Source organism: Candidatus Zixiibacteriota bacterium, assembly GCA_035574315.1.
In the GTDB taxonomy this organism is placed as follows: domain Bacteria; phylum Desulfobacterota; class Binatia; order UBA9968; family UBA9968; genus DATLYW01.
Map to the genome: position 1 here is coordinate 23476 of DATLYW010000012.1, position 13170 is coordinate 36645.

A 13170-nucleotide genomic window follows, 5' to 3' on the forward strand; every position below is an offset into this window, starting at 1 on the left:
GCGCTCGATTCGGCGCTGCGCTACCTTGGTCGTCGATCGCGCAGCGAATCCGAAGTTCGGGCCGAGCTCCTGCGGAAGGGGTTCCGCGGGCGCATCGTCGACGCCGTACTGGAAAAGCTTCGCTCGTTGAATTACCTTAATGACAGGGAATTCGCGAGGGAATGGGCCCGGGCCCGGGCCGAAAGCCGGGGGCTCGGCCGCGGGCGAATCGAGGAGGAGCTGAGGGCCAAAGGGATCGACCCCGAGCTGATCTCGGAGGTGATGCGGGAGGTGTTCGCGCAAGCGGACGAGCACAGCCGGGCGAGGTCGTTGCTGGAAAAACGCTTCAAGACCCTCGACACCGCCGATCCCGGGATCGTGCGGCGCGCCGCCGCCTTTCTCAAGCGGCGAGGATACAGCGACAGCGTGATCTCGGATCTGCTGTCGCGCGGGATCGAGGGTTGCTGAAATTCATGATCACTGGAAACGAGGTACGCAAGTCCTTCCTGAGCCATTTTGCCAGGCTCGGCCACACCATCGTCCCGAGCGCGTCGCTCGTGCCGGAAAAGGACCCGACGCTGCTGTTCACCAACGCCGGGATGGTGCAGTTCAAGAACGTTTTTCTCGGCCTTGAGAAGCTGCCTTACGTGCGCGCCGCCAATTCCCAGAAGTGCCTGCGGATCAGCGGCAAGCACAACGACCTCGAGGCCGTAGGGCGCGACACCTATCACCATACGTTCTTCGAGATGCTCGGGAACTGGTCGTTCGGCGACTATTACAAACCGGAGGCGATCGAGTGGGCATGGCAGCTGCTCACCCGCGAATGGGGACTCCCGGTGGACCGGCTCTGGGCGACCGTCTATCTCGAGGACGACGAAGCCGAGAGGCTGTGGTTGCGGATCAGCGGCCTTCCGCCAGAGCGCGTACGCCGTTTCGGCGAAAAGGACAACTTCTGGGAGATGGGCGAAACCGGCCCTTGCGGCCCCTGCAGCGAGATCCACCTCGACCGCGGACCGGAAGCTTGCGATCGAAAGGAGCGGGCGGGCCATGTCTGCCAGCTCAACGGCGACTGCGCCCGCTACATAGAGCTCTGGAATCTCGTCTTCATTCAGTACAACCGCGGCGAGGACGGGCGCCTTTCCGAGCTCCCCGCCAAGCACGTCGATACCGGGATGGGCCTCGAACGGATCACGGCGGTCCTGCAGCACGTGCTGTCGAACTACGACGTCGACTTCCTGCGTGAGCTGATCGCCGCGGCGGAGCGCGTGTCCGGAAGGCGCTACGGCGTCGACCCCGTCGCCGACGTCTCCTTCCGCGTCATCGCCGATCACACGCGCGCCGTGAGCTTCCTGGTCGCCGACGGCGTCCTGCCGAGCAACGAGGGACGAGGGTACGTCCTGCGGCGGCTGCTGCGCCGGGCCGCGCGGCACGGCCGGCTCATCGGGCTCGACGAGCCGTTTCTCTACCGGATCGTTCCGAGTCTCGTCGAGGTCATGGGCGAGGCCTACCCCGAGCTTCGCTCCGAGCAGGCCCGCATCCAGGAGGTGCTCCGCAGCGAGGAGGAGCGCTTTGCCGAGACGCTGGAGAAGGGGCTCGCCCTGCTCGACGAAGCGGTCGCGGCACTCAAACGGGACAACCGAAAGACGCTGCCGGGGGAGGTCGCGTTCCGGCTCTACGATACGTACGGCTTTCCGCTCGATCTTACCGAGGACATCCTGCGGGCCGAACAGATCGCCGTCGACCAGGCGGGCTTTCAGCGGCTTATGGAGGTGCAGCGGAGCCGGGCGCGGGAAGCCCGGGAGGCGCAGAACATCGACGCGCGCATCCAGCTCGACCGCCCGGTGAGATTCATCGGCTACGACCGTCTGGAAGCGGAATCGACCGTGCTCGCTCTCTACTCGGGAGGCCAGGGGAGGACTGAAGTCTCCGAGGGTGCAGAGGTCGACCTGCTCACGGCCGAAACTCCCTTCTACGGCGAGTCCGGCGGGCAGGTCGGCGATCGCGGCTACATCGAAACCGCGCGCGGCGACCGGATGGAAGTGCTCGACACACAGCATCCCACGCCCCTTCTCACCGTGCACCGGGGCCGGGTGCGAAAAGGCCGCTTCCAGGTGGGCGACGTCGTTCACCTGGTCGTCGATCCGAGGCACCGCCGACGCACGATGCTCAACCACTCGGCCACCCATATCCTGCACGCCGTGCTGCGGGAGGAGCTGGGATCGCACGTCCGTCAGGCCGGCTCTCTCGTCGCTCCCGACCGGTTGCGCTTCGACTTCAGCCACACCGGCCCGATCCCGCCGGAGAAGCTGCACGCCATCGAAGAGAAGGTGAACGAGCGGGTCCGCCAGGACGCCGAGGTGCGGATCGAGGAAACCAGCTATGAGGAGGCCGTGCGCGCCGGCGCTCTGGCGTTCTTTGGCGAGAAATACGGCGACGTGGTGCGCGTGGTCAGGATCGGCGATTTCTCCACCGAACTCTGCGGCGGCACCCATGTGCGGCACTCGGGAGAGATCGGCCTGTTCAAGCTCCAGGGCGAAGCCGGGGTTGCGGCCGGCGTGCGCCGGGTGGAGGCGTTGACCGGGGAAAGCGCGCTCGATCTCATCCGCCGCTACGAGGAGGGCCTGAGCGAGATCGGCCGGCTTCTGCGCTCTACCCCCGAGGAGGCGGTCGACCGGGTGCGAAAGCTGCTCGACCGGCAAAGGGAGCTGGAGAAGGAACTCGAGCGCCTGCGCGAGCAGACGAGCACGAATCGCATTCCGGATCTCATGGCCAAGAAGCAAACGGTGAACGGTGTCGGCATGCTGGTGGCGCGGGTCGACGGCGTCGACTCCAGGCAGCTCCGGGAACTGGCGGACCAGCTGAAGGAGCGAATCGGTTCAGGTGTTCTGGTGCTGGCTTCAGCCGGCGAGCACGGCGTCAACCTGGTGGCCTGCGTCACCCCGGATCTGGTGCGCAGGTATCACGCGGGAAGGATCGTCAAGGAGCTTGCCTCTATCGTCGGCGGAGGAGGCGGCGGCCGTCCCGACTTCGCTCAGGCCGGCGGCAAGGACCCGGACAAGATCCACGCTGCCCTGGAACGCGCCCAGGAGCTCATCCGGAGCACGACGTGAAGCGCCGCAAGGCCGTTCTGATCCGGTTTCCCGATGCTTCGCCCGGCGGACGGTACCCTGCGGGTTTTGACGGATGAAGATCACCACTGCCACGCTGACCGAAAGCACCTCCGGATTTTGCGACGTCGTCGACATCACCGGGAAAGTCACGCGGCTGATCGCGCGCGAGAAGCTGCGCTCGGGCGTGGCGACGCTGTTCGTATCGGGCTCGACCGCCGCTCTCACCACGATCGAGCACGAGCCTGGACTGGTCCGCGATCTCAAGGAGCTGGTGGAAAAGCTGATTCCCTCGAACAGGCGCTACCATCATGACGAGCGCTGGAACGACGACAACGGCTTCTCCCACTTGCGTGCGTCGCTTTTCGGGCCGTCACTGGCGATTCCGGTCGAAGACGGCCGTCCGGCGCTCGGAACCTGGCAGCAGATCGTGCTGCTGGACTTCGACAACCGACCGCGGACCCGACAGATCGTCGTTCAACTCATAGGAGAAGCGGAGTGATCGAGGAAAAGGAAACCGCCGTTTGCGGCGCGCACGCCGTCCAGACCCAGCAATTGGAGTTCCAGGATCCGCGCCTGTTCCGCGACCTGCTCGGACAGCACGACCAGCACGTCAAGATCATCCAGCACGCCCTCGGCGTCCACATCCGGGCGCGCGGCTCGGGTGTGGAAGTCTCCGGCGACTCGGTCCAGGTCGATCTTGCGACCCGGCTGATCAAGCAGCTTTACGGCCTGCTGGAAAAAGGCTACCCGGTTTACGCCAGCGACGTGGATTACGCGATCCGGATTCTCAGCGCCGACAGCCGCACCAGGCTGCAGGACATTTTTCTCGACACGATCTACATCTCGGCGCACAAGCGAACCATCACGCCCAAGAGCATCGCGCAGAAGGCCTACATCGACGCGATCCGTCGCTACGACATCGTCTTCGGTATCGGCCCGGCGGGAACCGGCAAGACCTATCTGGCCATGGCCATGGCAGTGGCCGAGCTGATGAAGAACAACTACGTGCGCATCATTCTCACCCGACCCGCCGTCGAGGCCGGCGAGAAGCTCGGGTTCCTGCCTGGCGACCTTGCGGAGAAGGTGAACCCTTATCTGCGGCCGCTGTACGACGCGCTCCACGACATGGTCGACTTTGACCGGGCGCACAAGCTCGTCGAGCGCGGCACCATTGAGGTGGCGCCCCTCGCCTTCATGCGGGGCAGAACGCTCAACGACTCGTTCGTGATTCTCGACGAGGCGCAGAACACCACGCCGGAGCAGATGAAGATGTTTCTCACCCGGCTCGGCTACGGCTCGAAGGCGGTCATCACCGGCGATGCGACCCAAATCGACCTCCCTGCGGGGAAGCCTTCCGGGCTGAAGGAAGCGGTGCGCATCCTCAAAGGGGTACACGGAATCCGGTTCGTGACGTTCACGGAAAAAGATGTGGCACGCCACCACCTGGTGCAGGAGATCATAGCGGCCTACGAGCGCGACGAGAGGCAGGCGGGCTCGGCGGAAAACCCGTCCCGCGAGCCCGTCAGCTGATCGCTTCCAGACGGACCTTCAACTGCAGGGGCTTGCCGTCGCGGATCACGCTCACCGAGACGGTATCGCCGACCTTGTACTTTTCCAGAGCCAGGAACAGATCGTTGGGCGACTCGATTTTCTTGCCGTCGAGGCCGACGATGATGTCGCCTAGGCGCACGCGGCCGGTGGCGTCCCTGCGCGTCGGCCGCATTCCCGCCCTGGCCGCCGGACCGCCCGGGATGACATCGACCACCAGAACTCCCCTGACCCCGAGCCGCTGAGCGATCGGCTCCTCGGCGATCTGAATCCCCAGTCCGGGGCGGATGACCTTGCCGTGCCGGATCAGCTCCGGCACGACCCGGTTCACCGTGTCAACCGGAATAGCGAAGCCGATCCCTGCCGAAGCCCCGGACGGGCTGTAAATGGCCGTATTGACCCCGATCAGTCGTCCTGCGCTGTCGAGCAGCGGCCCTCCGGAGTTGCCCGGGTTGATCGCGGCATCGGTCTGGATGACGCCTTGAATCGGCCGTCGCGTCACCGACTCGATCTCTCGCCCCAATGCGCTGATCACGCCCGTGGTGAGCGTCTGGTCGAGGCCGAAGGGATTGCCGATCGCGAAAACCTTCTGCCCGACCTGAAGGTCCTTGGAGGTGCCGATCGGAATGGCGGGAAGGCGGCTGGCCGGCGCGTCGATCTTGAGGACCGCCAGGTCGTTGTCGGGGGCGACGCCCACGAGCCTCGCTTTCCAGGTGGATTGATCCGCGAGCGTCACCTGAGCTGCGGCGGCATTCTGGATGACATGAAAGTTGGTGACGATGTTGCCGGTGTTGTCCCAGATGATGCCGGTGCCCGTTCCCTCCGGGATCTGGAGCAGGTTCAGGGAAAAAAGATCGCGCTGGACGGCGATGCTGGTGATGTGAACCACCGAAGGAGATGCCTGACGAAACAGCGCAATGGTTGCTTTCTCGTCGGCGCCGAGGTCGCCTCGCGGGGTGACCGCCCGGGGCTGGGCACGAGGGTCGTTGAGCGCCGCGCCCCCGACCAGCACCTCCCTCAACGCAAAAACCAAGAACAGAAAAACCAAAGCCGCTGGCACGGCCGCGTAAATCCAGGCGTGGCGGCTTGCCGCTCTCAGGGTTGGTCTGGACACGGTGTCACCTCGGGAAGTCCGATTCGTGCGGCAAGCTGTGCCGCGGTCCGGGCGCACAGGCGCACACAGGCGTCCGGCGATTTTCCTTCGATTTTTATACCACCTGGAGCGGGGATTGCCAGCCGTCCGGCGCGGGCTGCTGCGACGGGACCCGCTTGCAGGGTCGGTCCGCGGCGCGGACGGAAGCGCGCATCTTCTCGCTGCGCTCTTTCGCGCCAGCCGTCGCGAGGCCGATCGAGCGCTTCGGCCCTGTATCCCCAGCGGTCTCCCGACGCAGGCGCGGTGCCTACGCGATCTTTACCTCGATCCTTCGCGGCTTCGCTTCTTCCGCCTTGGGAAGGGTCAGGCTCAGGACGCCGTGCTTGAGGTCCGCGGCGATCTTGGTCTGGTCCACCTTTTCACTCAGCTCGAACTGTCGGAAGAAGCTCGCCAGCCGGTACTCGCGATAGATCGGATCGCCCGGAGCAATGTGCGACGGCTTGCCGCGGATGGTGAGTATGTTGTTCTCCACGCGCACCTCGAGATCGTCCTTGGACACGCCCGGAAGATCGGCCTTGACCACGAGCCCGTCGCCGGTTTCGTAGATGTCGACCGGCGGAGTCACGTACTGCTCCTGACTTCGCGTCTCCTCGCGAACGGTCGTCGTTCTCGGCTGACCGCGCGTCGCTACCGTTTTCTCCGCCATCGTAACGGTCCTCCGAATTTCGCCTTACGAGACCTTGACGTTGATTTGCTTGGGTTTCGATTTCTCCGCCTTCGGCAGCTTCACCAGCAAGAGGCCGTTCTTGTATTCGGCTTCGACCCCCGCCTCGTCCACCTCGACGGGCAAGTCGATGGTCCGCACGAACCGTCCGATCGCCCGCTCGCTTCTGTGAAACGCTTCCGGCCGCACGTCCTCGCCGATCCTGGATTTCTCGCCCGACAACGTGAGGCGATTTTGCAGCACCGTTACCTCGAGCGATCCGATGTCGATGCCGGGGGTGAGCGCCTCAACGTAGAGGTTGTCCTTGTCCTCCAGCAGATTGATCAACGGGTAGCGTCGCGGCGCCTTACCCGGAAGAAAAGCGACCGGATGCCACGATTCCTGCCCCAGGCCGAAGCCCTCGAAAGCCCGGTCGATTTCCCGCCGTAAAGCCTCGATTTCCTCGAAAGGATCCCATCGAGCCATCGATCTCTCTCCTTTCCAGCTCGCCCTCGGGAACGATCGAAGGCAAGTTAGCCATCGACTGGCCGCTGTCAAGTCGCTCCGGCCTGCAGGGCCGTGCCATTGACGGCACCGGGCGCGGTGCTTAGCTTTCCGGCAGGGCTTGCACGACGCCCCTGAAAGGAGAGAACGATGGAGCTGGTCAGATGGGAACCGTTCGAGAGGTTGAACCGCCTCGGCGACCTGCTGGATGAGGCTTTCGGCCTGGTCACCACCGGCTTCGCCGGCGATTGGAATCCTCCGGTGGATATCCTGGAAAGCAAGGACGCCTACCTGATCCAGGCGGACATTCCTGGAATGAAGCTCGAGGATCTCAACGTCGAGGTTCACGAGCGCTCGCTGATGCTCAGCGGCGAACGCAAGCGAGCTTCGGCCGAAGGCATCGAATATCATCACCTCGAGCGGCCTTCCGGCAAGTTCTCGCGGCGATTTTATCTGCCGGAGAACGCCCGAACGGACGCCATCCAGGCCACGTACCGGGATGGAGTGCTCGAAATCTGCGTGCCCAAGGTCGAGAAAGCCAGGCCGCGCCAGATCGAGGTCACCGTTCACTGAGAAAACCGTCGGCCGGGGGAAAGCGAGCCCCCCGGCCGCGTTCTTTTTCCCATCATCTTCCGCCTTCACTCCGCTCGAGCAAAAAACTCGGCCAAAAAAAAGGGTGCTCTCGCAGCGAGAGCACCCTTTTGTGCTTCGAAGCCGGCTTCGGCGCTCAGAACTCGTCGCCGTGCGGCATGTGCGGCGCCGCTTCCTTCTTCTTCTCGGGCTTCTCCGCGATCATCGCCTCGGTCGTGATCAACAGGCCCGCCACCGACGCGGCGTTCTGCAGCGCGGTGCGGACGACCTTGGTCGGATCGACTATCCCCGCTTTGACGAGGTCCTCGAACTCCTCGGTCGCGGCGTTGAAACCGAACGCTCCCTTACCGTTCTTCACCTTGTCGAGAACGACCGAGCCGTCGGCGCCGGCGTTGGTGGCGATCCAACGCAGCGGTTCCTCCAACGCCCTCTGAACGATGCGCACGCCGACACGCTCCTCTTCGGAGACCCGGAGATTCGCCAGGGCCGCCGAGGCGCGCACCAGAGCGACGCCGCCGCCCGGCACGATGCCTTCTTCGACCGCCGCGCGGGTTGCATGGAGCGCGTCCTCGACGCGGGCCTTCTTTTCCTTCATCTCGACCTCGGTCGCCGCGCCGACCTTCACCACGGCCACCCCGCCGGCAAGCTTCGCCAGGCGCTCCTGGAGCTTCTCGCGGTCATAATCCGAGGTGGTTTCCTCGATCTGCGCGCGGATCTGGTTGATCCGTCCCTCGATGGCGGATTTCTTCCCCGCCCCCTCGACGATCGTGGTGTTGTCCTTGTCGACAATCACCCGCTTGGCGCGGCCAAGATCCTTCAAGGTCACGTTCTCCAGCTTGATGCCCAGCTCCTCGGCGATCATCTTGCCGTCGGTCAGAATCGCGATGTCCTCCAGCATCGCCTTGCGACGATCGCCGAAGCCCGGCGCCTTGACGGCCACTACTTTCAGCGTGCCGCGGATCTTGTTGACCACCAGGGTTGCGAGCGCCTCGCCCTCGACATCCTCGGCGATGATCAGTAACGGCTTGCCGGTCTTGGCAACCGCTTCGAGCACGGGCAGCAGATCCTTCATGCTGGAAATTTTCTTTTCGTGGATCAAAAGGTAGGCGTCCTCGTAAACGCACTCCATTCGCTCGGCGTCCGTCACGAAGTACGGCGACAGGTAACCCCGGTCGAACCGCATTCCCTCGACCAGATCGAGGGTGGTCTCCAGCCCCTTCGCCTCCTCGACCGTGATCACGCCCTCCTTGCCGACTTTATCCATCGCCTCGGCGAGGATGTCTCCGATGGTCTTGTCGTTGTTCGCCGAGATGGTGCCGACCTGGGCGATTTCCTCCCGATCGCGCGTGGGCTTGGAAAGCGACTTGAGCTCCTCGACGACCTTCTCCACTGCCTTGTCGATCCCGCGCTTGATGCTCATCGGGTCGTGTCCGGCAGCGACCAGCTTGAGGCCCTCGCTGAAAATGGCGCGCGCCAGCACGGTCGCGGTGGTCGTGCCGTCGCCGGCGACGTCCGACGTCTTGCTCGCCACCTCCTTGACCATTTGCGCGCCCATGTTTTCGAACTTGTCTTCCAGCTGGATCTCTTTAGCTACGGTCACACCGTCCTTCGTCACGGTCGGTGCGCCCCATGACTTTTCCAGGACTACGTTCCGGCCCTTGGGCCCCAGAGTTACGGTGACCGCGTCGGCCAGAATGTTGACGCCGCGCAGCACCTTGCTTCGGGCTTCCTCGGCAAAACGGACCTCTTTTGCAGCCATCTTTCTCTTCCCTCCTTGATCGAATCCCTACTCGATGACGCCGAGGATGTCATCTTCCCGCATGATGAGATGCTCCTCGCCGTCCAGCTTGATTTCCGTTCCGGAGTACTTTCCGAAAAGAATCTTGTCTCCCGCCTTGACGCTCAAGGGGATGACCTTGCCGTCCTCGTGCCTCCCCGGCCCCACGGCCACGACTCGCCCTTCTTGGGGCTTTTCCTTGGCGGTATCCGGTATGATGATCCCGCCTTTCGTTTTCTCCTCCTCCTCGATGCGTTTGACGATCACCCTGTCATGCAGGGGGCGGATTTTCGTTGCCATAGCACCTCCTCAAAATAAAACGTAGATTTACCTAACCAGGAGACTGGTTTTTTAATCGTCAAATTTAAGCCGGGCTTGTTTTTCGTCAAGGGGGGGACGGCCGAAAAAGCCGTCATTTTACTGCTTCCCACCCGACCCTTGCGTTGGCCGGGCGAGGCTGCGGATATAGGCAATCAGGGCGCCGATCTCGTCTGGCCTGAGCTGGCCGCCCCAGGATGGCATAAACGAGGACCTCCCCACACCCGCTCCCCCTTTCTCGATGATGCTGCGCAGGTAGGCGTCCGATAACACCCCCATCGTCTTGCCGTCCGTGTGGTCGGCGGGCTTTACAGGCAGCGCCCGCGCGGCCACGCCGTCCCCCTTACCGTTCTCCCCGTGACACCCGGTACAGTAGGCGGCGTAGAGCTTCCGCCCTTCGGTCATGCTCTGCGGTATGGCAAGGGATGGGACGAGCCCCAGCCCGAGAACGATTCCTGCGCAACTCTTTCTCCACGTCACCCTCATTTCCTCGCGGCCCGGCGGGATTCGGTCCGTGTTTGTACCAGAAAACCCCGCGCAAGGATAGCACACCCGGCGAGTCTGTTCTCAGGGGGAAAACGGTGATAAGAACTCCCCAGTCGCACGACGCGCGGTAAGGGAGGGGGCATGCTCAAGATCTGGGGCAGAACCGATTCGTCCAACGTCCAGAAGGTACTCTGGTGCTGCGGTGAGCTCGGCCTCGAGTTCGAGCGGATCGATCTCGGCGGAAAATTCGGGGGAAACCGGGAGCGAAGCTACCTCGAGATGAACCCGAACGGGTTGGTACCGACCATCCGCGACGGGAATTTCGTCCTCTGGGAATCGAACAGTATCCTTCGCTACCTGGTCGAAAAGTACGGCCGGGGAAGGTTGCTCCCGGGAGGTCTCGAAGGTAGAGCCAACGCCAACCGGTGGATGGACTGGCAGCTCTCCACGTTCAATCCAGCGATGGTTCCCCTGTTCGTGGCCCTCATCCGCACGCCGGAAGAAAAACGCGACGCCAAAGGAATCACCACCGCCCTGGAAAGGACCGCCGCCGCCTGGAAGATCGTCGACGACCAGCTCGCGGCGAGCCCCTACCTGGCAGGCGACGAGTTCTCGATCGGGGATATTCCGCTCGGCGTCTGGGCGTACCGCTGGTTCAACCTGCCTGTCGAGCGTCCGGAATTCAGCCGCGTGCAAGACTGGTATCGCAGACTCTGCGAGCGTCCGCCCTATCGGACCCACATCATGATTCCGGTGACCTGACGGCGCGGAGCACCCGACCGCCCGACTACGGCCGGGACGTCGGGCCCTTCTCCCGCAACCTTCGCATCAAGTCGTCGAACGTTCCGTTCGCCAGAATCCGGCTGAACTGGGCCCGATAGTTCCCGATCAGGCTGATTTCCTCCACGACAACGTCGTAGATCTTCCACTGATCATCCACCCGATGCAGGCGGTAATTGACCGTCAGCGGCTCTCCCCGGCGCGGCACCACCCTGGTGGCGACCTCGGCTCTGTCGCGCTCGACCCGCTCGCCGAGGAACCTGATTTCTTCGTCCTTGTACGAGACGATCCGGCCGAGATAGGCGTTGCCGAGAAACTCGGCGAAGCTCGTGACGAACTCCTGCTGCCGCTCGCCCACCGCGTTCCAATGTTTTCCCAGGCTCTGGCGCGACATCTCGAAAAAGTCGAACCGCGGCATCAGCACCCGCCGCATCAGCTCGAGCCGCGCAACCGGGTTTTCTCCGGCGGAACCGTTTGCCGCCACGACGACCTGTTCGATGGTTTCGCGGACTTGCTCCGTCGGCGTTCGGGCGTCGGCCCGGGGGATCCATGCAAAAAAACAAAAAACCAGTGCCAGGGACAGCCTTGACCGTTTTGCCATAGCCCACCTCCCCGTCGGGCTCGGGAAAACGCAATGACCGGGCCATTGGAGCCCTTTATATAACTCATTGAAAAACAGAGAGATTACGTTGAACGATCTGCGTGAAGGCGGCGAAAATCGGCTAAATCAACGGAAAATGAACGCCGGGCCTGGGAAGGCTCGATCGGGCAGTACGGTCCCGGACCGCTATCGCACGAAGAAATTGAGCGACCCGCCGGCGTATTGAGCCAGAGGCGAGAAGTAGACACCGAGAACGACGGTCAGAACCGCGAGTGGAATGAGCAGGCTCAACCCGTTCGCAGCGACCGCAATCGCGGGATCGGAGGGGTCGGGCTCCTCGAGAAACATCACCTTGACGATCTTCGCGTAGTAGTAGAGCGAAACGACGCTGTTGAGGATTCCCACTACGGCCAGGATCACGAACGCGCCGCCTTCGCGCAAAACGGCCGCAAAGAGAAAGAACTTGCCGATGAAGCCGGCGAAAGGCGGGAGCCCGGTGAGCGAGAAGAGAAACACGGTCAGGCAGGCGGCGGGCACCACCGCGCCGCGCCACGCGAGCCCCCGGTAGCTCCCGATCTCCTCGCTGCCGGTCGCGTTCGCCATCATGGCAACCACGAGAAAGGCCCCGAGATTCATGATCAGATAAACGGCGATGTAAAAGAGAATCGCGCGCAGCCCCTCGTTGTTCAGAATCGCGAGCCCCATCAGCATGTAGCCCGCGTGCGCAATCCCCGAGTAGGCGAGCATGCGCTTGAGGTTGCTCTGGTTGAGCGCGCAGAGATTGCCGAGCGTCATCGTGACCATGCTGGCGAACAGCAGGACGTGAGGCCATTCGACGCCCGAGATGAACGCCCACTCGCCGGACGCGATCGGCCGCGACAGCACGGGAAAAAAGAAACGGATCAGGATCGCGATCCCGGCAGCGTTGGAGGCCACCGAGAGAAAGGCCGTGAACGGCGTAGGCGCCCCCTGATAGACGTCGGGAGACCACATGTGGAACGGCACGAAAACGATCTTGTAGCCGAAGCCAGCCAGGATGAAGACGAAGGCGATGTAGAGGGCGGTGCGGTTGAGATCCGCCTTGCTCGCGAGCGCCTGCTGGATCGCCGCGTAATCCAGGCTTCCCGCAATGCCGAAGATCCAGCTCATTCCGTAGATCATGACTCCCGAGGCGACGCCGCCGTAGATCAAGTACTTGAGCGCGGCTTCGCTGGAGCGTCGGTTGTGGGGGAGGAAGCCGGTGAGAACGTACGAAGCCAGGCTCACCAGCTCCAGAGAGAGATACGCCGTGAGGAGGTTACTCGCGGAGGCCATGAAGAACATCCCCAGCGTGCAGGTCAGCAGCAACGTGTAGTACTCGCCCTGCGGTACCCGGCGGATCTCGTCGCTTCCCATCGACATCCAGATGGTGGCGCTCGCGGCGACCAGCGACACGACCTTGAAGAACAGGCTGAACCGGTCGAGAACGATCATCCGGTGGAACAGCCAGCCCTGGGGCGCCCCATAGAGGTCGATGGCGGCGATCAACGCGCCCGCGCAGCCGAGAAGCGCGACGCTCGCGAGAAACCGCTTCTCGGCGGCGACCAGATCGATCACGACGATCAGCAATACCGCTCCCGTGAGAAGGATCTCCGGCCAGAAGAAGGCGAGACTTTGAAAATTGTTGAGGTCCATGGCCGC

General features: G+C 63.3%; 14 protein-coding genes. 6 read left to right on the forward strand and 8 right to left on the reverse strand.

All coding sequences use genetic code 11. The features are described from left to right. The first annotated feature begins 69 nt into the window (after window positions 1-69). The 4 genes from VNN77_02455 (at window position 70) to VNN77_02470 (ending at window position 4619) form a co-directional block, all read left to right on the forward strand. The gene (locus VNN77_02455) at window positions 70-447 is read left to right on the forward strand and encodes a regulatory protein RecX (GenBank protein ID HXG50251.1); all 378 of its coding nucleotides are present in this window, start codon (window positions 70-72) and stop codon (window positions 445-447) included. Between the two features lie 8 nt (window positions 448-455). Next, window positions 456-3089 carry an alanine--tRNA ligase gene (gene alaS / locus VNN77_02460; GenBank protein HXG50252.1) on the forward strand — a complete coding sequence of 878 codons (2634 nt, stop codon included), beginning with the start codon at window positions 456-458 and terminating at the stop codon, window positions 3087-3089. A 73-nt stretch (window positions 3090-3162) separates the two neighbouring features. Beyond that, complete coding sequence (locus VNN77_02465) at window positions 3163-3588, forward strand: secondary thiamine-phosphate synthase enzyme YjbQ (protein ID HXG50253.1); 426 nt, start codon at window positions 3163-3165, stop codon at window positions 3586-3588. Continuing rightward, window positions 3588-4619, forward strand: a complete 1032-nt coding sequence (locus VNN77_02470) for a PhoH family protein (protein HXG50254.1) — start codon at window positions 3588-3590, stop codon at window positions 4617-4619. Before VNN77_02465 ends, VNN77_02470 begins: the two co-directional genes overlap by 1 nt. On the opposite strand, the gene VNN77_02475 is transcribed toward VNN77_02470, so the two are convergent. The 3 genes from VNN77_02475 to VNN77_02485 form a co-directional block, all read right to left on the reverse strand. After that, window positions 4612-5670: a trypsin-like peptidase domain-containing protein gene (locus VNN77_02475; protein ID HXG50255.1), complete on the reverse strand. Its 1059-nt coding sequence runs from the start codon at window positions 5668-5670 to the stop codon at window positions 4612-4614. The genes VNN77_02470 and VNN77_02475 overlap by 8 nt on opposite strands. A gap of 367 nt (window positions 5671-6037) precedes the next feature. Then, window positions 6038-6436 carry an Hsp20/alpha crystallin family protein gene (locus VNN77_02480; protein HXG50256.1) on the reverse strand — a complete coding sequence of 133 codons (399 nt, stop codon included), beginning with the start codon at window positions 6434-6436 and terminating at the stop codon, window positions 6038-6040. Window positions 6437-6460: 24 nt separating this feature from the next. Beyond that, window positions 6461-6919, reverse strand: a complete 459-nt coding sequence (locus tag VNN77_02485; protein ID HXG50257.1) for an Hsp20/alpha crystallin family protein — start codon at window positions 6917-6919, stop codon at window positions 6461-6463. Between the two features lie 168 nt (window positions 6920-7087). Between VNN77_02485 and VNN77_02490 the strand changes: the two genes are divergently transcribed. After that, window positions 7088-7510, forward strand: a complete 423-nt coding sequence (locus VNN77_02490) for an Hsp20/alpha crystallin family protein (GenBank protein HXG50258.1) — start codon at window positions 7088-7090, stop codon at window positions 7508-7510. Between the two features lie 154 nt (window positions 7511-7664). Here VNN77_02490 and groL read toward each other — a convergent pair whose 3' ends face one another. From groL to VNN77_02505, 3 genes are all read right to left on the reverse strand, one after another. Next, a complete protein-coding gene (gene groL, locus VNN77_02495; GenBank protein ID HXG50259.1) occupies window positions 7665-9287 on the reverse strand; it encodes a chaperonin GroEL in 1623 nt (540 codons plus the stop codon). Between the two features lie 27 nt (window positions 9288-9314). Next, on the reverse strand, window positions 9315-9605 hold the full coding sequence (gene groES / locus VNN77_02500; GenBank protein HXG50260.1) for a co-chaperone GroES: 291 nt from the start codon (window positions 9603-9605) through the stop codon (window positions 9315-9317). A 117-nt stretch (window positions 9606-9722) separates the two neighbouring features. Beyond that, entirely contained in the window at window positions 9723-10103 is a 381-nt protein-coding gene (locus tag VNN77_02505) for a cytochrome c (protein ID HXG50261.1), read from the reverse strand. Between the two features lie 147 nt (window positions 10104-10250). Here VNN77_02505 and VNN77_02510 point away from each other — a divergent pair, with 147 nt between their 5' ends. Continuing rightward, the gene (locus VNN77_02510) at window positions 10251-10871 is read left to right on the forward strand and encodes a glutathione S-transferase family protein (GenBank protein ID HXG50262.1); all 621 of its coding nucleotides are present in this window, start codon (window positions 10251-10253) and stop codon (window positions 10869-10871) included. A 25-nt stretch (window positions 10872-10896) separates the two neighbouring features. On the opposite strand, the gene VNN77_02515 is transcribed toward VNN77_02510, so the two are convergent. Further along, on the reverse strand, window positions 10897-11490 hold the full coding sequence (locus tag VNN77_02515; GenBank protein HXG50263.1) for an ABC transporter substrate-binding protein: 594 nt from the start codon (window positions 11488-11490) through the stop codon (window positions 10897-10899). 186 nt (window positions 11491-11676) lie between these two features. Next, entirely contained in the window at window positions 11677-13164 is a 1488-nt protein-coding gene (locus VNN77_02520; protein HXG50264.1) for an NADH-quinone oxidoreductase subunit N, read from the reverse strand. Window positions 13165-13170: the final 6 nt, after the last annotated feature.

Bases quoted from the DNA above. Each gene is read 5' to 3' on its own strand.
- VNN77_02480 (HXG50256.1), bottom strand. From the start codon at position 6,436: ATGGCGGAGAAAACGGTAGCGACGCGCGGTCAGCCGAGAACGACGACC.
- VNN77_02515 (HXG50263.1), bottom strand. From the start codon at position 11,490: ATGGCAAAACGGTCAAGGCTGTCCCTGGCACTGGTTTTTTGTTTTTTT.
- VNN77_02510 (HXG50262.1), top strand. From the start codon at position 10,251: ATGCTCAAGATCTGGGGCAGAACCGATTCGTCCAACGTCCAGAAGGTA.
- VNN77_02465 (HXG50253.1), top strand. From the start codon at position 3,163: ATGAAGATCACCACTGCCACGCTGACCGAAAGCACCTCCGGATTTTGC.
- VNN77_02485 (HXG50257.1), bottom strand. From the start codon at position 6,919: ATGGCTCGATGGGATCCTTTCGAGGAAATCGAGGCTTTACGGCGGGAA.
- VNN77_02490 (HXG50258.1), top strand. From the start codon at position 7,088: ATGGAGCTGGTCAGATGGGAACCGTTCGAGAGGTTGAACCGCCTCGGC.
- VNN77_02520 (HXG50264.1), bottom strand. From the start codon at position 13,164: ATGGACCTCAACAATTTTCAAAGTCTCGCCTTCTTCTGGCCGGAGATC.
- groL (HXG50259.1), bottom strand. From the start codon at position 9,287: ATGGCTGCAAAAGAGGTCCGTTTTGCCGAGGAAGCCCGAAGCAAGGTG.
- groES (HXG50260.1), bottom strand. From the start codon at position 9,605: ATGGCAACGAAAATCCGCCCCCTGCATGACAGGGTGATCGTCAAACGC.